21 protein-coding genes and 1 tRNA gene are annotated in these 22,843 nt (G+C 34.9%); 18 read left to right on the forward strand and 4 right to left on the reverse strand.

All coding sequences use genetic code 11. The features are described 5' to 3' along the window. Positions 1 to 32 precede the first annotated feature (32 nt). The 9 genes from AC0NBN_RS08180 (at position 33) to AC0NBN_RS08220 (ending at position 8,340) form a co-directional block, all read left to right on the forward strand. Complete coding sequence (locus AC0NBN_RS08180) at positions 33 to 638, forward strand: LURP-one-related family protein (RefSeq protein WP_143885326.1); 606 nt, start codon at positions 33 to 35, stop codon at positions 636 to 638. 50 nt (positions 639 to 688) lie between these two features. Next, entirely contained in the window at positions 689 to 1,180 is a 492-nt protein-coding gene (locus AC0NBN_RS08185) for a hypothetical protein (protein WP_160812227.1), read from the forward strand. Positions 1,181 to 1,284: 104 nt separating this feature from the next. Beyond that, positions 1,285 to 2,730 (forward strand): aminoacyl-histidine dipeptidase, encoded by a 1,446-nt coding sequence (locus tag AC0NBN_RS08190; protein WP_160812226.1) that lies wholly within the window; start codon positions 1,285 to 1,287, stop codon positions 2,728 to 2,730. Between the two features lie 151 nt (positions 2,731 to 2,881). After that, positions 2,882 to 3,280: an OsmC family protein gene (locus AC0NBN_RS08195; RefSeq protein ID WP_160812225.1), complete on the forward strand. Its 399-nt coding sequence runs from the start codon at positions 2,882 to 2,884 to the stop codon at positions 3,278 to 3,280. A gap of 1 nt (position 3,281) precedes the next feature. After that, the gene (locus AC0NBN_RS08200; protein ID WP_176764867.1) at positions 3,282 to 3,563 is read left to right on the forward strand and encodes a GNAT family N-acetyltransferase; all 282 of its coding nucleotides are present in this window, start codon (positions 3,282 to 3,284) and stop codon (positions 3,561 to 3,563) included. Between the two features lie 279 nt (positions 3,564 to 3,842). Beyond that, on the forward strand, positions 3,843 to 5,417 hold the full coding sequence (locus AC0NBN_RS08205) for a sodium:solute symporter (protein ID WP_160812224.1): 1,575 nt from the start codon (positions 3,843 to 3,845) through the stop codon (positions 5,415 to 5,417). Positions 5,418 to 5,499: 82 nt separating this feature from the next. Next, positions 5,500 to 6,345: a GIY-YIG nuclease family protein gene (locus tag AC0NBN_RS08210; protein WP_143885331.1), complete on the forward strand. Its 846-nt coding sequence runs from the start codon at positions 5,500 to 5,502 to the stop codon at positions 6,343 to 6,345. Positions 6,346 to 6,457: 112 nt separating this feature from the next. Beyond that, positions 6,458 to 7,309 (forward strand): transketolase, encoded by an 852-nt coding sequence (locus AC0NBN_RS08215; RefSeq protein WP_143885332.1) that lies wholly within the window; start codon positions 6,458 to 6,460, stop codon positions 7,307 to 7,309. A gap of 86 nt (positions 7,310 to 7,395) precedes the next feature. Next, positions 7,396 to 8,340 (forward strand): transketolase family protein, encoded by a 945-nt coding sequence (locus AC0NBN_RS08220; RefSeq protein ID WP_143885333.1) that lies wholly within the window; start codon positions 7,396 to 7,398, stop codon positions 8,338 to 8,340. A 53-nt stretch (positions 8,341 to 8,393) separates the two neighbouring features. On the opposite strand, the gene miaA is transcribed toward AC0NBN_RS08220, so the two are convergent. Continuing rightward, complete coding sequence (gene miaA, locus AC0NBN_RS08225) at positions 8,394 to 9,314, reverse strand: tRNA (adenosine(37)-N6)-dimethylallyltransferase MiaA (RefSeq protein WP_160812223.1); 921 nt, start codon at positions 9,312 to 9,314, stop codon at positions 8,394 to 8,396. A 192-nt stretch (positions 9,315 to 9,506) separates the two neighbouring features. Between miaA and AC0NBN_RS08230 the strand changes: the two genes are divergently transcribed. The 8 genes from AC0NBN_RS08230 (at position 9,507) to AC0NBN_RS08265 (ending at position 15,109) form a co-directional block, all read left to right on the forward strand. Next, on the forward strand, positions 9,507 to 10,364 hold the full coding sequence (locus tag AC0NBN_RS08230) for a YicC family protein (protein ID WP_160812222.1): 858 nt from the start codon (positions 9,507 to 9,509) through the stop codon (positions 10,362 to 10,364). A gap of 91 nt (positions 10,365 to 10,455) precedes the next feature. Next, positions 10,456 to 11,019 carry a guanylate kinase gene (gene gmk / locus AC0NBN_RS08235; RefSeq protein WP_160812254.1) on the forward strand — a complete coding sequence of 188 codons (564 nt, stop codon included), beginning with the start codon at positions 10,456 to 10,458 and terminating at the stop codon, positions 11,017 to 11,019. 70 nt (positions 11,020 to 11,089) lie between these two features. After that, on the forward strand, positions 11,090 to 12,109 hold the full coding sequence (nadA, locus tag AC0NBN_RS08240; protein WP_160812221.1) for a quinolinate synthase NadA: 1,020 nt from the start codon (positions 11,090 to 11,092) through the stop codon (positions 12,107 to 12,109). Positions 12,110 to 12,220: 111 nt separating this feature from the next. Next, entirely contained in the window at positions 12,221 to 12,607 is a 387-nt protein-coding gene (gene folB, locus AC0NBN_RS08245; RefSeq protein ID WP_160812253.1) for a dihydroneopterin aldolase, read from the forward strand. A gap of 26 nt (positions 12,608 to 12,633) precedes the next feature. After that, on the forward strand, positions 12,634 to 13,995 hold the full coding sequence (locus tag AC0NBN_RS08250; RefSeq protein ID WP_474468027.1) for a DUF4403 family protein: 1,362 nt from the start codon (positions 12,634 to 12,636) through the stop codon (positions 13,993 to 13,995). A 19-nt stretch (positions 13,996 to 14,014) separates the two neighbouring features. Then, the gene (locus tag AC0NBN_RS08255; protein ID WP_160812220.1) at positions 14,015 to 14,524 is read left to right on the forward strand and encodes an RDD family protein; all 510 of its coding nucleotides are present in this window, start codon (positions 14,015 to 14,017) and stop codon (positions 14,522 to 14,524) included. 48 nt (positions 14,525 to 14,572) lie between these two features. Next, positions 14,573 to 14,643, forward strand: a tRNA-Cys gene (locus AC0NBN_RS08260). Positions 14,644 to 14,737: 94 nt separating this feature from the next. Then, a complete protein-coding gene (locus AC0NBN_RS08265) occupies positions 14,738 to 15,109 on the forward strand; it encodes a glyoxalase (protein WP_160812219.1) in 372 nt (123 codons plus the stop codon). Positions 15,110 to 15,111: 2 nt separating this feature from the next. Here AC0NBN_RS08265 and AC0NBN_RS08270 read toward each other — a convergent pair whose 3' ends face one another. The 3 genes from AC0NBN_RS08270 to gldJ all read right to left on the reverse strand — a co-directional run bounded on the left by AC0NBN_RS08270 (position 15,112) and on the right by gldJ (position 18,728). Continuing rightward, a complete protein-coding gene (locus AC0NBN_RS08270; RefSeq protein WP_160812218.1) occupies positions 15,112 to 15,663 on the reverse strand; it encodes a DNA-3-methyladenine glycosylase I in 552 nt (183 codons plus the stop codon). A 73-nt stretch (positions 15,664 to 15,736) separates the two neighbouring features. Next, on the reverse strand, positions 15,737 to 17,008 hold the full coding sequence (locus AC0NBN_RS08275) for a UDP-N-acetylmuramoyl-tripeptide--D-alanyl-D-alanine ligase (protein ID WP_160812217.1): 1,272 nt from the start codon (positions 17,006 to 17,008) through the stop codon (positions 15,737 to 15,739). A gap of 130 nt (positions 17,009 to 17,138) precedes the next feature. Then, entirely contained in the window at positions 17,139 to 18,728 is a 1,590-nt protein-coding gene (gene gldJ, locus AC0NBN_RS08280; protein ID WP_160812216.1) for a gliding motility lipoprotein GldJ, read from the reverse strand. Positions 18,729 to 18,893: 165 nt separating this feature from the next. Here gldJ and porU point away from each other — a divergent pair, with 165 nt between their 5' ends. Then, the gene (gene porU, locus AC0NBN_RS08285) at positions 18,894 to 22,787 is read left to right on the forward strand and encodes a type IX secretion system sortase PorU (RefSeq protein WP_160812215.1); all 3,894 of its coding nucleotides are present in this window, start codon (positions 18,894 to 18,896) and stop codon (positions 22,785 to 22,787) included. The last annotated feature ends 56 nt before the right edge of the window (positions 22,788 to 22,843 follow it).

Genomic DNA, 22,843 nt, shown 5'->3' on the forward strand with positions numbered 1-22,843 from the left:
ACCACTATCTTTGAAATGATAAAAAAATCAGAATGACTTTAAACAACCTGAACTATCCGCTTGATTTTAAATTTAAAATTACCACTCTTGCCAGTGATTTCAATATTACAGATAAAAATGGAAACTATGTGGCGTATGTACGTCAGAAAATGTTTAAACTGAAAGAAGATGTAATCGTTTTTAACGATGAAAGCAAAACCAAGGAGCTGTTTAGAATTCAGGCAAACCAATGGATTGATTTTAACGCTTCTTATTCTATCAAAAGTATTTTGGATGGAAAAAACTTCGGGAGACTTGCCAGAAAAGGGATGCGTTCTATATGGAAATCTACTTATAATATCTTGGATCAGACTGATCAAAACAGATTCACCGTTACAGAAGACAATCCGTGGGTGAAAATTTTCGACAATATGGTAGGAGAAATTCCGGTTATCAGTATGTTTACAGGATATTTTCTTAATCCTTCATACACCGTAAAAGGAATTGACGGTAAAGATTATTTCAGACTCAAAAAGATGCCTTCTATGTTTGGAAGAAGGTTTCAGCTGGAAAGATTGATTGATATAGACGATGAAGATGAAAGTCTTGTTATTCTGTCCTTATTGATGATGGTTCTTCTGGAAAGATCAAGAGGATAAATAAGCTTATGGCTTATAATTTGAAACTGTATTTTTTTTAAAATTTATCGATGAAATATTTAATCATTTTAGTTTCAGCTTTTATGTTGATTGCCTGTAAAAAAGATAAAGAAAGCATTTCGGAATCAGTAAAAACAGACTCCATAAAAAACATTCAGGATTCAGCAAAAACAGCTATTCAGAATACGGATATCACTGTTGATTCCTTTCCTTTTCCTAAAGAAATAAAAGAATGCTCCTGCTTTTTCTCTAAAAACAGAGAGGATTTTCTTAACGAAAAATATATTTATGCAGATGATGCCGGAAAAACGGCTTATATGATGCTGGACGGAAAAAGAATGGCATTAAACCTGATCTCATCCAGTGATATGGAAGCCAATGATGAGCTTAGCAAAGAAATTGAAAACGAAAATTATAAAATATCCGTAAAAGGAAAAAAGATAAAAAACGAAGAAGCCTTATTGTTTGAAGGCACTCTAACGATAGAAAAGCCGGACGGAACAAAAAGCGTGATTCCAATTTATGGCGAATGCGGATGTTAAGTAATTAGTAATTAGTAATTAGTAATTAGTAATTAGTAAAAATACAGCTCCTGAATTTCTGGAGCATTTTTTTTATCCGTAAATTTGAGAAAAATAAAATTTTTATGGAATTATCCAACATAGAACCTCAGATTATCTGGAAAAATTTTTCTAAGCTGAATGCTGTTCCAAGACCTTCAAAAAAAGAAGAAAAAGTAATTGCATTTATCAAAGAATTTGGTGAAAATCTCGGACTTGAAACCATTGTAGACGAAACAGGAAACGTCATCATCAGAAAACCGGCAACTCCCGGAATGGAAAACCGCCAATCTATCGTCATGCAGTCGCATCTGGATATGGTCTGCCAAAAGAATAATGATGTAAACTTTGATTTTGAAAATCAGGGAATTCAAATGGAAATTGACGGGGATTGGGTAAAAGCAAAAGGAACTACATTAGGTGCAGACAATGGCTTAGGCGTGGCAACCATTATGTCGGTTTTAGAAAGTACGGATATTCCTCACCCTGATCTCGAAGCTTTGTTTACCATTGATGAAGAAACAGGCATGACAGGTGCTTTAGGATTAAAACCAGGACAGTTAACCGGACAAATTCTGCTCAATCTTGATACTGAAGAAGATGATGAGATTGACATAGGCTGTGCCGGAGGAATTGATGTGACGATTACGCAGTCTTATCAAGTAGAAGAAGCAAAATGGCAGCTTATAAGAATTGAAATAAAAGGTTTACAGGGAGGTCACTCCGGAATGGATATTCATAAAGGATTTGGAAATTCAAACATCATTTTAGGAAGATTTTTATATGAAGGATTGAATAATCAAAAAATCCAACTGATATCTATTGACGGCGGTAGCCTTAGAAATGCCATTCCAAGAGAAGCTTTTGCTGTAATTTCTGTAAGAAATGCCAATGAGTTTATAGAAAATACAACTAATGGCTTAAAAAAAGAAATCCTTGAAGAATTCGCTTCTGTTGAGCCGGGACTTCAAATCAATATAGAACACACAAGCAATACAGAAAAAGCATTATCTGAAGCAGACTCTAAAAAGATAATTTTAACGCTTAAATCATTGCATAACGGTGTATACAGAATGAGCCCGGATGTTGCTGATCTGGTTGAAGCATCCAACAATGTCGCAAGAGTTGATCTTAAAAATGGTGATTTGAAAATTTTAAACTTATCGAGATCTTCGGTAGAATCTTCAAAAAACTCCGTAGCAGAACAGCTGAAATCAGTAGCAGAATTAGCAGGAATGAATGTAGAATTTAGCGGTTCGTATCCCGGATGGAAGCCTAAACCCGGCTCTGCAATCGTTCAGCTCATGGAGAAAATTTATACGGAAAAGTTTAACGAAAAGCCTCATGTTGTTGCCTGTCACGCAGGTCTGGAGTGCGGAATCATCGGAGCCAATTATCCGGAGATGGAAATGGTAAGCTTTGGTCCTACAATCAGAGGAGCACATTCACCTGATGAAAAAGCAAGCATTTCTTCGACACAGAAATTCTGGGAATTTACCAAAGATATTTTGGCCAATATTCCTCTAAAATAATTTTTGAATTTCTATTAAAATTGTAAAATCGAAATTATTACGTATTTTAGGAATCTGATAATTTATTGTCTGATAGAGATAAACCAAATTATTCAGATTTCTAATTTTTTTCATAAAATTGTTTTTATTGAAATAAAATCTTTACTAAAAAATGGCAGTAACTGTAAAAGCAAGCTTAGGAACTACAAAATATTATACAGAAGTTGTAGCAGGTGACAATCACCTGATTACCGATGAACCTCTTGACAAAGGCGGACAAAACAAAGGTTTCAATCCTTTTGAAATACTCGCAACATCTTTGGCAAGCTGCACTGCAGCTACACTGCGAATGTATATCGACAGAAAAGAATGGGAAGTAGAGAAAATAGATGTGGAAGTAGAACTGGAAAATTTCCCTCTCACCAAACTCGCTGTTTTTAAAAGAAACATCAGTTTTGACGGAAGCCATCTTATCGAAGAACAACTGAAAAGACTTCATGCTATTGCAGATGCCTGTCCGATACATAAAATTCTGACTAACGAAATAGAAATTCAAACAAAATTTTCTTAAAATGATAGAAGTAAAACAAAACGACGACAAAAAACACGGAAGCTTTGAAGCTTCAATCGACGGAAACAAAGCCGGACTTATGACCTACACATGGGCAGGTGAAGACAGGTTTATCATAGATCACACCGAAGTGGAAGAAGCCTACAACGGAAAAGGAGTCGGAAAAGAAATGCTGATTAAAGCAGTAGAATTTGCAAGAGAAAACAACAAAAAAATCATCCCTCTTTGCCCGTTTGCGAAAGCTACTTTCCAGAAAAACGAAGACTTACAGGATGTTCTGTAATTTTGGATAATGGAAGCTGGACGCTTGACGTCGGTTCCCACAAATAATAAAGATTTCCACGGATAATTTATGAAAATCTGTTATCATTGCCACAAATGCACGAATTTGTTTTTTCTAATTTCTTAAACAAATTCGTGCATTCGCGGCTATTTTCTTAGATATAATAAATCTGTGTGAAGCATCGCAATCTGTTTTAAATTTCCAAACTTCCATCAACAAACATTCAACATCCAGCTGCATTTGAAAAAAAACTATATTTGCTGAAAATTATTTATAAGCATGAATTCAGGAACAATCCTTTTGCTATTTGTTTTTATATACTTCATCGGGCTTTTGGTCATCTCGTATTTCACAAGCCGAAACTCTGATAATCAGTCCTTTTTCATCGGAAATAAAAAAAGTAAATGGTGGCTTGTAGCGTTTGGAATGATCGGAACCAGCTTAAGCGGTGTTACCTTTATTTCCGTTCCGGGAACTGTCGGAAAAATGACCGGAAGTGAATACATTTTCGGTGGTTTCGAGTATTATATGATGGTTATCGGGTTTTTCATCGGATACTTCATTGTTGCTGCTATTCTTCTTCCGCTTTATTATAAGATGAATCTTACCTCAATTTACACTTATTTAGGGAAGAGATTCAATGTTGAGGCGCACAAAATCGGTTCGGTATTTTTCATTGTTTCAAGAGCAATCGGGGCAACTGCGAGACTTTATCTTGTTGTGAATGTTTTACAGATATTTTTACTTGGAGCTTTGGGAGTTCCTTTTTGGGTAACTGCGTTGGTGCTTTTACTGATGGTGCTTTTATATACTTTTGAAGGCGGAGTAAAAACCATCGTCATTACAGATACGTTGCAGACTTCTTTTATGATTATCAGTTTAATTGCCTGTATCGTTTATATTTTATCTAATCTAAATCTATCTTTTGGAGAAGCTTATACCATTCTAGAGCAGAAAAATTACACTCATTTCATCAATTTAGATCCAAATTCAAAAACATTTTTTCTGAAAACCATTTTAGGCGGAATCTTCATTACGATAGCCATGACCGGACTGGATCAGGAAATGATGCAAAAAAATATTTCGGTTGACAATCTTCAGAATTCCAAGAAAAATATGCTCACTTTTGCAGGAACTTTACTTATTGTAAATCTTGCTTTCCTGTTTCTAGGTGGGTTACTCTATCTTTTTGCCTTGCAAAATGGAGCGGGCTATGCTCAAATCACCAATATTGTAGACGGAAAAGAAGTTGTTTCTAATATTTTCGGGTTCAAAGATGCTTCGGGAAATATTACCAATATTATGGGAGACGATTTATTTCCTGCATTATCTTTAAACGGATATTTTCCAATGGCAATTTCTGTAATTTTCATCATCGGGCTTATTTCTGCTCTTTTCCCTTCGGCAGACGGAGCTTTAACCGCAGTGACAAGTTCATACTGTGTGGATCTTCTCAACCTGAACGAAGACAAAAAGAAAACAGAAAAGCAGAAAAAACGTCTGAGGATGAAGGTCCACTTAACTTTTACAGCAGTTTTCTTTCTTCTAATTATGGTTTTTAAAGCATTAAATGATAAATCTATTGTCTATTTAATCATGGAAGTTGCCGGTTATACGTACGGACCACTTCTGGGACTTTTTGCTTTCGGAATTTTTACCAAATTTAAAATTTCGAGAAAATATTCAATTCTTGCGGTAACACTTCTTGCTCCTGTTTTAACGTATTTGATTAATTATACCGTAACCGAAACTACCAATTACAGAATTGGTGTAGAATTGATTATCCTCAATGGATTACTGACGTTTATTGGTTTATGGTTAGTGAAGAACAAGAATTATCTGAAGGTGGTTTAATTATCATTATCAAAGAACTTTTTAAGTTACTTCATAAAATATTATTGCTAAAGCAAACTTTATATTTAAAAAAAATTGAATAATGGCTTTTGGTAAAACAATTAAAATATTTCTAATAGATGGTGATCCAAATGGAAGAATGTCTTGCGAATTATCAAACTGGACAGGTAAAGCATATAAAATCCCTAGAATAAAAATTAAAGATTGCGTTGATCGAAAAGATTTAATGTCTACAGGCGTTTATTTGTTATTAGGAAAAAATGACAGCAATAAAGATTTAGTTTACATTGGGGAAGCAGAAAATGTATTTGCAAGATTAAATCAACACCTTTCCAGTAAAGACTTTTGGAATGAAGCAATTGTATTTACAAGTAAAGACGAGAATCTGAATAAAGCACATATTAAATACCTCGAAAATAGACTTCATGAAACTGCAACAAAAACTAACAGATATATTTTAGAAAACGGATGTATACCTACCCAATCTTCAATTTCAGAATCTGACCGAGCTGAAATGGAAGAATTTCTAAATTATATATTTCTAATGGTTAATACCCTTGGTCACAAAGTTTTTGAAGATAAGAGAGAAAATTCTCAATCTTCAAAAAACAAAGAAATTTTCTATATTACATCTGCAAGAGGTTGTGAGGCTACAGGAGAACAAACATCTGAAGGCTTTCTTGTTTTAAAAGGATCAAAAGTAGCCGATTCAGTTACACCATCATTATCAAATTCTTTTAAAAACTTCAGGGAAGAGTTATTAAAAAAAGAGATAATTGTTAATAATCAATTCACTGAAGACTTTATTTTTTCAAGTCCATCTTATGCTGCAGCTATAGTGATGGGAAGAAATGCTAATGGTTTGACAGAATGGAAAACTTCTGACGGTAGAATTCTTAAGAGTTTAGAAACTAATTTATTAATTTGAAAATAATAAAATACTAATTTATTAACATAAATCCGGCTTCAATAACCGGATTTTTTACATTTCCGTAAACCGTCAAAAAATCGTAAATTCGCACGCAAATAAATCTATCAAAATGAGTAAAAGTATTGAAGAGCTGAAATCTCTTACTACGCAAATCAGAAGAGACATTTTAAGAATGGTTCATGCTGTAAATTCTGGTCACCCGGGTGGAAGTTTAGGCTGTACAGAGTATTTCACAGCACTTTACGGTAAAGTAATGAACTATAATCTTCCATTTACTATGGAAGGAAAAAATGAAGACCACTTCTATCTTTCCAACGGACATATCTCTCCGGTTTTCTATTCTACTTTGGCAAGATTCAACTTCTTTCCTGTGGATGAATTGAGAACTTTCAGAAAATTAGATTCGAGATTACAGGGACACCCTACTACTCATGAAGGTTTACCTGGAGTAAGAATCGCTTCAGGATCTTTAGGACAGGGACTTTCTGTTGCTCTGGGAGTTGCTGAAGGAAAAAAATTAGATGGCGACAATTCTTTAGTTTACTCGCTTCACGGAGATGGGGAATTGCAGGAAGGACAAATCTGGGAAGCTTTGATGTATGCTGCAGCTAAAAAAGTTGACAATATTATTTCCACCATAGATTATAACGGACAGCAGATTGACGGAAGCACAGACAACGTACTTTCCCTAGGAAATCTTCATGCAAAGCTGGAAGCTTTCGGATGGACTGTTCTTGAAGAGAAAAACGGAAACGATATGGAAGCCGTGATCGCTATTTTAGAAAAAGCAAAAACAGAAACAGGAAAAGGAAAACCTGTAGCAATCATCCTTTATACTCAAATGGGATTTGGTGTAGACTATATGATGGGAACTCACGCTTGGCACGGAAAAGCTCCTAATGACGAACAATTGGATACTGCTTTCAAACAATTATACTTAGAAGCTCCGACAGATTATTAATATGAATGATTAATGATAATTGATAAACGATATTTTTTAAGAATCAATTATTTACATCATCAAACAATTATAAATTTAGAATTCTCATGAAATATACATATACAGAAAAAAAAGATACACGTTCTGGTTTCGGGGCTGGTTTAGCTGAATTAGCAGATAAAAACCCAAATGTTGTTGCACTTTGCGCAGACCTTATCGGTTCTTTAAAGATGGAAAAATTCATCGAAAAAGCTCCTGAAAGATTTTATCAGGTAGGTATCGCAGAAGCCAATATGATGGGTATTGCAGCAGGATTAAGCATAACAGGAAAAATTCCTTTCACAGGAACTTTCGCCAACTTTTCTACTTCAAGAGTATACGATCAGATTCGTCAGTCGATTGCATATTCTGATAAAAATGTAAAAATATGTGCTTCTCACGCAGGTCTTACTTTGGGTGAAGACGGGGCAACACATCAGGTTTTAGAAGATATTGGAATGATGAAAATGCTTCCGGGAATGACGGTAATCAATCCTTGTGATTACAACCAGACCAAGGCGGCAACACTTGCTATTGCAGATCACAAAGGTCCTGTTTATTTAAGATTCGGAAGACCAACTGTTCCTGTATTTATTCCGGAAGATATGCCTTTCGAAATCGGAAAAGGAATTATGCTTCAGGAAGGAACCGATGTAACCATTGTTGCAACAGGTCACCTCGTTTGGGAATCTTTGGTTGCAGCAGATGAACTTGAAAAAGAAGGTATCTCTTGTGAAGTGATTAATATTCACACCATTAAGCCATTAGACGAAGAAATCATTTTGAAATCCGTTGAAAAAACCGGTAAAATTGTCACTGCCGAAGAACACAATTACTTGGGTGGTTTAGGTGAATCAGTTGCCGGAATGCTGGCAAGAAAAAGACCTACAAGACAAGAGTTTGTTGCGGTAAACGATACATTCGGAGAATCTGCAACGCCTGCTGAATTAATGAAAAAATATAAAATCGACGCAGCAGCCGTAAAAGAAGCAGTAAAAAGAATTTTAGCTTAATTGCTGATTTCAACACATTATAAAAGTCCTCTATTTGAGGACTTTTTTATGCATTATTCATTAATTTTCTGATGAATATATTCTAACAGGTTCATGAAATCACTATCAGAATAGCCCAAAGACAAATAATAAATATCATCGGCTTTCCTATACCAAGTCAGCTGGCGTTTTGCATATCTGCGGCTGTTTTTTTTAATTTCAGAAACTGCAAAATCCAAATCCCATTCGCCGTCAAGATATTTAAAAAGCTCTGTATAACCAACAGTCTTCAAAGCAGTTAAATCTTTAAATCTATCAAGACTTTTTACTTCTTCCAAAAGTCCGTTTTCAATCATAAGATCTACTCTGCGGTTAATTCTGTTATACAATTCTTCTCTGGGAGCTTCAATTCCGATTCGGATGACATTAAAGTTTCTGGAATCCTGAGAAACAGCAATCTGCTCAGAATATTTTTTTCCGGTTTGCCAAATGATATCAATCGCACGCAGAAGTCTTCTGTAATTATGAAAATCAACGATCTCAAAATATTCAGGATCAAGATTTTTTAAAATTTCCTGAAGTTTCTCAATGCCCTCTGTCTGCAAAATTTCCTGCAGTTTTTTCTGATTTTCTTCGCTCGCTTCAGGCAGATCATTCAACCCTTCAATTACTGCTTTTTCATACATCATACTTCCGCCAACGAGAATTACAAAATCATGCTTTTCAAAAAGCTCATCAAGCTTTTTCAGGGCATCTGTTTCATATTGTCCGATAGAATAATATTCTTCTACCGAGAGATTTCCGATAAAATGATGTTGTGCTTCAGCCAATTCCTGCTTAGAAGGAGACGCTGTGCCAATTTTCATTTCTTTAAAAAACTGACGCGAATCGCACGAAATAATTTCCGTCTTAAAATGTTTTGCAAGTTCTATTGCCAGTTTGGTTTTTCCGATTCCCGTAGGACCGACTACAGAGATCAAGCTTTTCTTTTTCACACCGCTAATTTACGAAAATGAATGAAGTTTCTTTTCTATTTTATCTGAAGAATGGAATTCTAAGACCGAAATGAAATATTGTGATTAATTTATTTTCAAAACAATATTCCTTCTTTCTACTCCAGCTTCCAGCCAATGTCTTTAGCCAAACTATAGACTGAAATGTTTATCTTTGTACAACAATAAAAAAGTATGATTTTATCAATGACCGGCTTTGGTAGAGCCGAAGACGTTTTTGAAGGAAAAAAAATTTCAATAGATATTAAATCGCTCAACTCCAAGAGTTTTGACCTCAACATCAAAGTTCCTTTGCGTTATAAAGAGAAAGAATTTGAAATCCGAAAAATTCTAAACGACAGAATTATCCGCGGGAAAGTAGACTGCTATATCAATCTGGAGAATCTGGAAGAAAGCAGCGATGTGAAAATCAATAAAAATCTTATTGACTCCTATATTTCTGAACTCCGCAAAATTGCAGATGACGGACCGGATTTTGAATATCTGAAAATGGCTGTAAGACTTCCTGATGCGGTAACATCAAGACCCGATGAATTGAATGAAGGAGAATGGGAAGCTCTGTCAAAAATCGTGAACACTGCTGTTGATAAGTTTCAGGAATTCAGAAAAACAGAAGGGAAAATCCTGCATGAGGAACTTGAAAGAAATATTCAGAATATTGATCTTTATCTTTCCAGAGTTTTGCCTTTTGAAGAAGTAAGAATCAATTCAGTAAAAGAGCGCTACGAAAAGACTTTAAAAGAATTTGAAAATGTGGACGAAACCCGTTTCTATCAGGAAATGGCTTACTTTACAGAAAAACTGGATATTTCAGAGGAAAAAGTAAGGCTTGCACAGCATCTGAAATATTATAAAGAAGTGATGGACAACGAAGATTTCAACGGAAAAAAATTAGGATTTATTTCTCAGGAAATCGGAAGAGAGATCAATACATTGGGTTCTAAAGCTAATCACGCAGAAATTCAGAAACTGGTGGTGATGATGAAAGACGATTTGGAAAAAATTAAAGAACAGACATTAAACGTATTATAGTTACGAAATTGATGATATGTGTTTCTTGATTCATCATTAAAAGATGGAATTTGAAACTCGAAACTTAAAACTCGAAACCCGAAACAACAAAATGAATAAGGTCATCATATTTTCAGCGCCATCCGGAAGCGGAAAAACCACATTGGTAAAATATGCTTTGGAACAGTTTCCCGAGCTGGAATTTTCAATTTCCTGCACTACGAGACAGCCGCGAGGAAGCGAAATTCACGCCGTAGATTATCATTTCATTTCTCCTGATGAATTCAGACAAAAAATTTCAGACGATGCTTTTGTGGAATATGAAGAAGTTTATACTGACAAATATTACGGAACTTTAAAATCTGAGGTTGAAAAAATCTGGAATAACCAAAAAGTTGTTATTTTTGATGTAGATGTAAAAGGCGGAATTTCATTAAAAAAATATTTTAAAGAAAAAGCTTTGTCTATTTTTATAGAACCGCCTTCCATTGAAGAATTGGAACGAAGACTGATCAGCAGAAATACAGATGATGCAGAAACCATCAGAACAAGAGTGGCAAAAGCCGGAGAAGAGATGCTGTATGCCAAGGATTTTGATGTAATTGTGATTAATGAAAATCTGGATCAGGCGAAAAAGGAAATAAAAACTTTAATAGAAAATTTTATAAAAAAGTAAAATCCTAATGAGGAAACCCGGAAATTTAATACTAATTGCCGATTCCTGCATTAAAAAAACACTGACTTATATGAGCACAGAAACATTAGATAAAGCCAAAGCAAATCTACCTGTAAAAGGATTTTTAGACATCAAGGAAATTCAGATTCCGCAGGGAGAAGAATTGGTGAAAGCTATCTTGAAGCTGAAAGAAGAAAAAAATGCAGTTATTTTAGCACATTATTATCAGCCAGGAGAGATTCAGGATATTGCTGATTTTCTGGGGGATTCTCTGCAGCTGGCAAGACAGGCAAAAGAAACCAACGCCGATATGATTGTTTTCTGTGGCGTTCATTTTATGGCAGAAGCTGCAAAAATTCTGAATCCTACAAAGAAAGTTGTTCTTCCGGATACAATGGCAGGATGTTCTCTGGCAGACGGATGTTCCGGTGAAGGTTTAAGAAAGATGCGTGAACAGCATCCAAATGCTTTAATTGCCACATACATTAATTGTAATGCAGAAACAAAAGCAGAAAGTGATATTATTGTTACAAGCTCCAATGCAGAAACAGTTATAGAAGCTCTGCCAAAAGACAGACCTATTATTTTTGCTCCTGATAAAAATTTAGGAAGATATTTATCTCAAAAAACGGGTCGGGATATGATTCTTTGGGACGGAAGCTGCATCGTACATGAAGCGTTCTCCATGGAAAGAATTGCAAAACAATTAGCAGACAATCCCGATGCCAAGCTGATTGCGCACCCGGAAAGTGAAGAAGCTGTTTTAAAGCTGGCTCACTTCATTGGTTCGACTTCTGCCCTTCTGAATTTTGTTGAAAAAGATGATTGTCAGAAATTCATTATCGCAACAGAAGAAGGAATCTTGCACGAAATGAGAAAAAGGGCTCCGCATAAAGAGCTTGTTCCTGCTCTTGTGTTTGATGAAAGCTGCAATTGCTCAGAATGTTTCTATATGAAACGTAATACTATGGAAAAGCTCTATTTGTGCATGAAATATGAGCTTCCGGAAATTCTGATTGATGAAGAGCTCCGGCTGAAAGCCCTGAAACCGATTGAAGCAATGCTTGATCTTTCAAAAAGTATAAAATAAATTTTAAAAGCGGGTTTTGGCTCGCTTTTTTAAATGTCTTTTGTGAAATAAAATGCATATTTTTTAGAACGAACAGTTTATGTTGTACAACTTAATTACATTAAATACCTAATCATGAGCAAAATATATCTTGAAGATGTAAAAATCTACGCTTACCACGGCGTTTTACCAGAAGAAAATATTATCGGAACTTATTATATTCTGAATCTGGAAATTCATACCGATTTATGGATTGCCGCAGAATCTGATGATCTGAATGACACGATAAGCTATGCAGAAATCAATGAAATTATACATGAAGAAATGAAAATCAATTCTAAACTTCTGGAACACGTTGCGGGAAGAATTATCACAAAAATCCGTGAAAAATTTGATCAGGTTTCCTATATTAAACTTAAAATAACCAAAACAAGCCCGCCAATGAAAGGTGAAATGAAAGGAGCAAGCATTGAGCTAGAAAAGAGTTTTTTATTAGGCGGAATTGCAGAAAATAGTTAATTTCATATCAATAAAAAACTCTTTGGGTGAAAATTAGTTATTTTTTTGTTGCATTATTTTTCTGCATTAGATTATTAGGTCAAAACAGCAATATTTCGGCTGCCTATAATTTTCCAAAAATAAAATCAAGCATTACCATGCCGGTAACGATTCCGCTTTCGGAAATCAGCAATATGGTAAATGCCTCTGTGAAAGATCTTATCTTTCAGGATGATTCTTATACTGACAACAATAATGATCAGTTTAAAGTAAAAGTATGGAAAACCCGTCCTATCAGACTGGTTGGTGATACCAACGGAAACATCATGATTGAAGTTCCTTTGAAAATATGGGCTGAAAAAGGCATCGGCACACTCGGAATATACTCTTACCAGCAGACAACTTTTGAAACCGTGATGTATTTTAAAACCGCAGTCAGTTTAAGAAATAACTGGTTGGTAAGTACATTTACCCAGCCAATAGGCTTTAAATGGGTAACAAAACCTGTTCTGGATTTCGGGAAAATAAAAATACCGATTACTTCTTTGGTGGAAACCAGCCTTAAAGAACAGCAGTATAATTTTTGTAAAACTATGGATCAGCAAATGGCTTCGCAGCTCAATTTCCAGGAGTATGCTGTCTTAGCATGGAATGCTTTTTCACAACCATTTAATATTTCTGAAGAATATAATACCTGGCTCAAAATTACGCCTGTAAACGTCAATATCACTCCACTAAAATTTTATGGAAATCAGATTGACAGCAATATTGGAATTGATATTTTTTCTGAAACTTTTACCGGAACAAAACCAGAATCTTCACAACCGGTAAAAGCGGTGATGAATTTCAATTCTATTCCTTTACTTGCCAACGAATTTCTTTTGCAGACGACCGCCAATATTCCGTTTTCTGAAGCTACGAATATTGCAAGAAGAATGTTTCAGAATAAAGAATATGATGTTCGTAATTCTAAAGTTAAAATCACCGACATTAAGGTCTATAAAGACGAAAACAGAATTATGATAGAGGCAGAGACAGAAGGTTATGTAAACGGTACATCGTATATATCCGGAATTCCTGTTTATGATGAGTCAAAGAAAAAAATTGTACTTTCAGAAACAAAATTTAAACTTAAAACAAACAATATTCTTCAAAAAACCGCCACACTTTTATTCAGAGGGAAAATTGTAAAGATGATTGAAGATGAATATGGAATCCCGACAGATGATATTGAAAATTCATCTAAAAAAAGCATTGAAGAAGCCTTTAATAAAGAATATTATAAAGGTTTACAATTGAACGGAAAAGTCTTTAATTTAAAACCTAACCCAATTCTACTGAATGATAATGGCATCACCGCTGTCATAGATACCAAAGCTAATTTAAAACTAACTTTAAAAGCATTCTGATACAATAATAACTAATAACATGATAAAACATCTTAAAATTATAGAACATCATAAAGCGTCGATAGGAATCAGATTTATAAATTTCGTAATTGACAGAATTGTAATTTATATATTATTTTTTTTGTTTGGATTATTTTCTGCAGGATTATTTGAATTTTTCGGTGTAGAATTTTTTATTGATATTACTTATCAATTAGCATCTTTAAGTAAATTTGAAGACATTCTGATAATGTTGACAACGTATCTTGTATATATTTTTATTATGGAATATTTTACAAAAGGAAGAACATTAGGAAAATATATTACCGGTACAAAAGTAATGAGTCTTGATGGGTCAAGCCCAAGATTTTATCAGTATCTGATTAGAACACTTTCCAGAATTGTGCCCTTTGACGCTCTTTCATTTTTTGGCGTAAACGGGTGGCATGATTCGTGGAGTGACACAAGAGTAATTAACCTTAAAAAATATAACGCTGAATTACAGCACAAAAGAGAAATTGATGAAATCGGCAGCAAAGAAATTGCTTGAAAAATTTGTATCAAATGTAATTTTTGCTATATTTGCACCAATTAAAACGGTGCTTTGGCCGAGCGGCTAGGCAGTGGTCTGCAACACCATCTACAGCGGTTCGAATCCGCTAGGCACCTCAAAAGCTTTCTCAACAGGAGAAAGCTTTTTTGTTTTATCAATCTTTTATAGTTATCTTTCTATCTGAATTTTAATTAGCTTCAATAATAAAAAATGGCATCAAAAATAGAACTTAGAGAAAATCTGAATATAGAGATTTCTGAATCTGTGACTGCAGAAGAATTGTTTCAAAACACTGTACTTCGTCCTATTATCAAATTACAAAATGATATTTTGCTGACACACTTTTTTCATTATCTGAAAAATACGAAGATAAACTGGGAATCATTTTCCAGCGAAAAGCGGAATACATTTATCGAAAATAGTTTTCAGAAAGACAATATATTAAAAAATACATATATCGGAATGGTTATCGGGATGATGAATGTCGAAGAACTGCAGATATATTACACAGAAAATAAAATGTTTAATAAAAGAATCATTAACATGATTACTGAAAGACTGAAAAGCCAGATTGTAGAATAGAACTATTCTTTTTTCCACATTGGTTTATGCTGCATAATTTCACGATTTACCCAGCAACTTTCTTCATGAGCTCCTTTTAGAAAGCCGATACTCATTAAAAACTCGTTAACGATTTCTCCCCCTGTAAACTTTAATGTTTTTTTGAAAATCTTCATCCATTCCTGTAAAGTTTTTGGATGATGATGCTCAAGCCATTTTTCAAAAGATCCAAATTCTTTCTGAAGTTCCAGAATGGTTTTGGCATTTTCAATAGCTGCATTTACTTTGAGCTTATTCCTGATAATTCCACTATCATTTAAAAGACGCTCCCGATCTTCTTCCGTATAAGACGCAACTTTTTTTATATCGAAATTATCGTAAGCCGCTCTAAAGCCTTCTTCTTTTTTCAAAATAGTTTCCCAGCTCAGTCCTGCCTGATTGATCTCCATTACAAGCCTTCCGAATAATTCATCATCATCATGAATAGGAAACCCGTAATGGTGGTCATGATACTTTTTATGCAGCATTTTCCTGCTTTCAGGCTGCATATTTTCAATAGCAGAACAGTAGCTCATTTTTAGAAAGATTTTAATATTTCACAAATATAATTTGCGTGTATGACAACAGTATGTCAGCAACGAATTTAATTTATATAAAATCAATTGATTTTTCCAAAGCAATTCCTCGTGATCCTTTTAATAAAATATTATCTGATACTATTGGATTACTCTCTAAATAACTAACAAGATCATTTGTCGTTAAAAAAGAAAACGAAAAATCATTTATTTTTTCAAACTGATGACCAACTGTTATTACCTGATCAAAATCTAATTTTTTTGCAAGATTAAGAATATTTAGATGCTCTGTCTCACTTTGATCGCCCAGCTCAAGCATATCTCCTATGATAATGGTTTTTGACCCTTCAAACGTATTAAAATTGAGTAAAGACGCAGTCATAGAACTGGGATTAGCATTGTAAGTATCCAGAACCAATGTTTTATTGCCTTTCTTAACGATTTGTGACCGCATGTTATTTGGAGTGTAATTTTCTAATGCAGATTTTATTTTAGAAATATCAACTCCGAAGTGAAGTCCTAAACTTGCAGCTGCACATAGATTGGTAAAATTATAATCGCCTGTTAATTGGGTAATAATTTTTATGCCTTTATATTCCAAACCCACAAAATGTTCTTCCGAGAAAAAATCAAAATAATAATCTGATTCTTTGTTTCCAAAAGTGATTTTAGAAGGGTAATTTAACGTTTTCTCTGTCTGAATAGGATCTTTTTCGTTGACTAAAACTACCTGATTATGATTTTTGATGTAATCGTATAATTCAGATTTTCCTTTAATAACTCCTTCAAATCCTCCAAATCCTTCAAGATGCGCTTTACCGAAGTTGGTAATGTAACCTATATTCGGTTTAGCGAGACTGCACAAGAATTCAATTTCTTTCTGGTGATTAGCTCCCATCTCAATCACTGCCATTTCATGTTCTGGTTTTATTGAAAGTAAGGTAAGCGGAACACCAATATGGTTATTTAGATTTCCCTGAGTGTACTGTACATGATATTTTTGAGAAAGAACAGCATGAATTAATTCCTTACTCGTGGTTTTGCCATTACTTCCCGTAAGACCTATAATGGGAATATGGATCTGATCGCGGTGATAAACTGCAAGACTCTGCAGAAAATCTAAAGTAGAATGAACATAAAATATGTTTTTATCTTTATTCTCAAACTCTTTATTCTCAACAATTACAGCTAAAGCTCCGTTTTCAACAGCTTTTTCAGCAACAGTCGCTGCATCAAAATTTTCACCGGAAAAAGCAAAAAAAACATCATTTTGAGAAACTTTTCTGCTGTCTATTGTTACCTTTTCTGCATTTAAATATATAGGATAAAACTGTTCAGGATTCATAAAATTATCATTGGTTATGGGTGAAAGCCTAATACTATTTGAGTTGTGAATCTCAAGCTTAAATTATGTTCAAAAATAAAAAACCTCCCGAATATATGGGAGGTTTTTTGAAAGTATTTTGATAAATATTTTATCTTCTAGTTCTAGATTTGTCGCTTACTCTTGCATCCTGAGCAACACGGAAACCAATCCATCCATAAGCTGTATTCTGGTTTTTGAATCTTCTCTGACCCGGATCTAGCCAATAAGCTGAATCCTGCCAAGAACCACCTTTTACAACTCTTACATCATTAGATATAGCAGAAGTTCTGTCTTTAGTATCTTTCTGCATTACTACTCTACCGTTACCATCAACAATAAATCTTGTCTTTGGTGAGTTATACATATCATAAGAAGAAGCAGAATCACTTGCATTTCTATAATCCAGAGAAGACATTCTGTCTCCGTCTCTATAATTTCTGTAATCTGCAATAGTCTCTCTTTCAAACTGACCTGGTAGCTTTTTGTAAACTAAACGTCCGTCTGCCAAAGTATCATACTGAATAGAACCTTCCTCAACCATTTTATATGTTCCGTCACCGTTTCTTACAATTGCCTGAGGCACATTTCCTCTGTAATAGTTGAAGTCACTTGCTTCTGTATCAATGATTGGTCTGTATACATCTGCAGTCCATTCTGCTACGTTACCAAACATACCGTAGATCCCTAAGCTGTTTGAAGGGAACTGTCTTACATCTGAAGTATTAGCAGCTCCATCGTTTTTCCATCCTGCAGGACCTGAATAATCTCCTCTACCCTGTTTGAAGTTGGCAAGAATTTCTCCTCTTTTATCTCTCAACATTTCTATCTGAGGTTTTTTCTCAAGATAGTTATTGTATTCTCTGTTTTTCTCCATACCCAATGCTGCAAATTCCCATTCAACCTCTGTAGGAAGTCTGAATTTGGTAACCATTGCAGAAGAAGGAGATCTGTTGGCGGCAAGCAATCTTTGATTGGTAGTCTTAATACCGTTTTTCTGCTGCATTCTTTTCTCATTGATGTACCCTTGCATTTCAGGATCATTCGATTTGAATTTATCCATATTAAATGCTGTACCTCCCTGATTATTAGATTCGTTAATATATAAATCTTTTGAAATTACTCCTGCCTGCATCAAAGCTTTTTCATTTGCTCTGTCAGTCAGCCATTCGCAGTATCTGTTAGCTTGTGTCCAGGAAACACCTACAACCGGATAATAATCATACTCCGCAGAACGGAAATAAGTTTCGTTGTAGTCATTTCTGGATAATTTGTTATCCCAAAGAAGGGTATCCGGTAGAGCACCGTTATAAATTTCTTTGTAACTAGGATCACTTGGCGGGAATACATACTTCAACCATGTAAGGTATTCGCGGTATTCGTAGTTAGTAATTTCAGTTTCACCAATAAAGAACGAACTTACCTGCATTCTGCGAGGTGTGTTGTTCCAATCGTGCATTACATCATCTTTCACTAATCCCATTGTAAAAGTTCCACCTTCTACATAAACCATTCCCGGCCAACCTTTTTGTTTTTGTTGCTTTCCTGCAAAAAACCAACCCTGTTTCTCGTTTGGTTTCCAACCTGTCTTGCTGACAAACTTTTTAGTACCGCCCCCTCCGGAAACGCCCGAACCACCACAACTGGTTAATGCAAGTGTAGAACTTAATGCTATTAATGAAAACAACTTTAGTTTTTTCATAGTCGATATAAATATTATTCAAAGTACAAAGAAAAAATAAATTATTCAATAAATCAAATAAAGATTTGATTTTTTTGAAAAATCTTAACAAATTAATTTTATGGTATAATACATTAATTATAAAATTTTCATTTATTTTGTAATTCAGAAATTTCAAAAATAGACATGAGACTTAAAATCACTCTTTTATTTGTATTTGCTTTTGTATCAATTGTTTGCGCTCAGCGAGTTACAATCAACTGGGACGGAGCCAAAATCCAAGATTATGGTGATACTAAAAAAAATCTTCCAAACTTCAAAAACGAAGGTTTTTCTTACAGCCAAGACAATATCTTTATTACAAACAAACAAAAAACCGGAGAAGGGCAGCTGCAGATCACAGATCTTGCATGGGAACCTGTGTCTTTAAAAGATCTTTACGATCTGAAACCGTCGCTTATCCAGGATTATAATATAACGGCAATCGATTATTTTTATTATAAAGGTGAGCGGTTTGCAAGCATAAGTGTAGGATTATTTAAAAATGTGAAAGGACAGATTCAAAGACTTTCATCTTTTAATGTTACGGAAAACAATTCTTCACGGATCTTAAATGCGAGTAAAGTTGGAACTACGCAGAATCCCCTATCAAGTGGAACATTTTATAAAATCAAGGTTGATAAATCCGGAATTTTCAAAATAACTTCCCAGTTTTTAAGAGACAATGGCATAAATCCTTCCGGTATTAATCCGAGAAATTTCAGAATTTACGGAAATGGCGGAGTGATGCTTCCTGAGTTTAATCAGGACATCAAATACAGTGCGCTGCAGGAAAACGCAATTCAGGTTGTAGGTGAAGATGACGGTGTGTGGAATGACGGTGATTATGCATTATTTTATGCTCAGGGACCAGATGGATATAATCTTTACAACAACGCAAACGGAAGCGGCATTAAAAGAACCGACGGCAGAAACGACAGGAGTGAAAACCTCAAAAATATTTACGAGGATTTTTCCTATTATTTTATAAATTTCGATAAGGGGACTGGAAAAAGAGTCCAAAATGCAGATCTGAACCTTCCGGCAAATCTTATTTCGAGATATGATAATTATCAGGTCATCAATAATGACCAGAAAAACCTGTTGAAAGTAGGAAGAATCTGGGTGGAAGAACAGAATTTCACTACTGACAAAGCGGTGACATTCACCTTAAATTCACCAATACAAAACGGAGATGTCATAAGATACAGAACGCAGGTTATCGGCTGGAGATCACAACAAAACAGCGTAGAATTTAATATCAATAACCAAAATCCTGCTTCTTCTAGTGTTCCTGCCAGTCAGCCGGGTTATGCTTTTGATTATTTTCCTTTAAGATATTCCGGTACTATTTCAAATTTGTCTGGAAATACAATTACATTTAACTATACACCTAATATCACTACCAATCCTAATGGAGTTTTTTATCTTGACTATGTAGAAGTTCAATATAAACAGGATTTAGTCTTTAATGGTTCTCAGATGAGTTTCCGAGATTTCTCTATTGACAGCGGATCAAATTTATCATATGGCTTCAGCATTTCCAGTGTCGGAAATATGGAACAGGTTTGGGATGTTTCCGACATTACAAATGCAAACAGACGGGTGAATAAAGCTGCCGGTGGCGGAGTTTTCAATTTTGGTTATACTGCTTCTGATCCTAATTTTAATAATGAATTTGTTGCTTTCAGATCAGATGCCGCTTTTTCACCTCAGTTCGTCGGAAGAATTGCGAATCAGAATCTTTCAGCTTTACAAAATGTAGATTACCTTATCATCACAACGCCCGCTATGATGGCACAGGCTCAGAGAATAGCCAATTATCACGAGACCAAAAACAATTTTAATGTAGAAATTGTAGATACTGATAAAATTTACAACGAATTTGGCAGCGGAAGCAGAGATCTTACAGCTATCCGGGATTTTGTTACAAAGCTTAATACTCCTCTTGGAAGTCTTAAATATGTATTTATTCTCGGAGACGCTTCTTATGATTTTAAAAACAGAGTTCCTAATAATTCTAATGTAGTCTCCAGCTATCAAAGCGAGGGCTCTGCAGATTTCATAGCATCATTTGTAACCGATGATTATATTGTAATGACAAAACCGCAGACTACAGAATATATTTATTATAATCTTCCTGATGTTCCCGTTGGCCGTATTCCGGCAGCCAACCCTACGGAAGCGGCAAATATGGTGGATAAAACTTTGGCATATTACAATGCTTTGCCGGGACAGTCTTCTCCTTTTGGCGAATGGCGAATGAAGCTTGATTTCGTTGTGGATGATGATAACGATGGTGGGGCTCCGTTTCACAACATCATGGACAATGTTCTGAAAGATATTTTTGAGACAGCCGGAACCAATACGCTTAAAGAATATAATGTAAGAAAGCTTTACATGGATGCTTTCCAGGGGCAAAGTACAGCGGGAGGACAAAGATATCCACAGGTAAATCAGGCAATCTCCAATGATATCGGCAACAGTCTTTATTTATTCTACTTCGGACACGGAGGCATCAATGGCTGGGCACAAGAACGAGTTTTGACTACGGATGAAATTCAGAATTCCAATAATTTTTCAAATGTGTACAGCAGATTTCCATTTGTTTCTACAATTACCTGTGAATTTACACTTTGGGATGAGCCTTCTACATTTTCAGCAGGTGAGCAGTTTATTAAACTAAAGCAGGGAGGCCCGGCTACAATGATTACTTCTAGCCGCGCGCTTGGTGTTGGATACGGAATTGATTTTACGGATACCTTAACTCATGAAATTTTTGAATTAAATGGTGATGATTTGCAAACATTAGGGGATGCCCATCTTAACGCTAAAAAAACAACAGGTGCTCATTCCGATCATCTTAAAGTAAATTTATTGGGCGATCCTGCAATGAAATTGAGCAGACCTCAGAGACAGCTTGTGATCGATAACATAGAAACTCCGGTTCCCGGGTTGATAAGAGGCCTTGATTTTGTGAAAATCACAGGACATATTAATAATCAGAATGGTACTGTAAATACAACATTCAACGGAAGAGTGGTCATCAATATTTTTGATAAAAAATTAAATAAAACCACTTTAAATAACGAAGGAGATTTAAGCCCTGTCTTAAATTACAAAGAAGAAGGAAGCGCTATCGTGAAAGCTTCGGGAACGGCTGTAAACGGTGTTTTTACGGTTGAATTTTATGTTCCTAAAGACATTAATTATGCTGTGGGACAAGGAAGAATCTTAGGATATGCTGATAATAGATCTTTTGATGTATTCAATAATCAGTTTGTACAGGTTGGAGACATCAATCCGAACGGAATTAATGATAACGAGCCACCGAAAGTGAAATTATACATGAATAATACTAATTTTGCCAATGGGGGAATTACCGACCAAAACCCAATGCTTTTGGCTTGTATTACTGATGATACAGGAATAAATTCTACGGGTTCTGGTATTGGTCACGATATTACTGTATATTTGGACGGTCAAATTATCAACACCATTGTTTTGAATGATTTTTACTCTTCCGGTGAAGGAAACGGCTGTGTAAATCCATCTTTGGCAGATTATCAAAAAGGTAATGTAACCTACCCTTTCAGAAATCTTTCAGTAGGACAGCATCAGCTGACATTTAAAGTTTGGGATATAAACAATAATTCGACCACCGAGACGTTAAACTTTGAGGTTAAAGATGAAACAGATCAGCGTTTGATTATCAACCGTCCACTGAACTGGCCAAATCCTTTTACCAACAAAACCTACATTCATTTCGAGCATAATTGTGATGATATTCTGGATGTAAATGTTCAAATTTATACGATTACAGGAAAATTAGTAAGAACATTAACCAATGTTGTAATCGCAGAACCGTTCCTACAGGGCTTTAGAACGCCACGTCAGGCAATAGAATGGGACGGAAAAGACGATTTTGGCGATACAGTTGCAAAAGGTACGTATATTTTTAAGATATTTGCAAAAAGTCAAAATCAAGAAAAATGCAAAGGAAGTGCTACAGCTGTAGAAAAAATGGTACTTTTGAAGTAAATAAATAATTAATTAAGAATATCAATAAAAAACTGATAATATATAAAAGACAACAT

This window comes from Chryseobacterium sp. L12 (assembly GCF_056133985.1).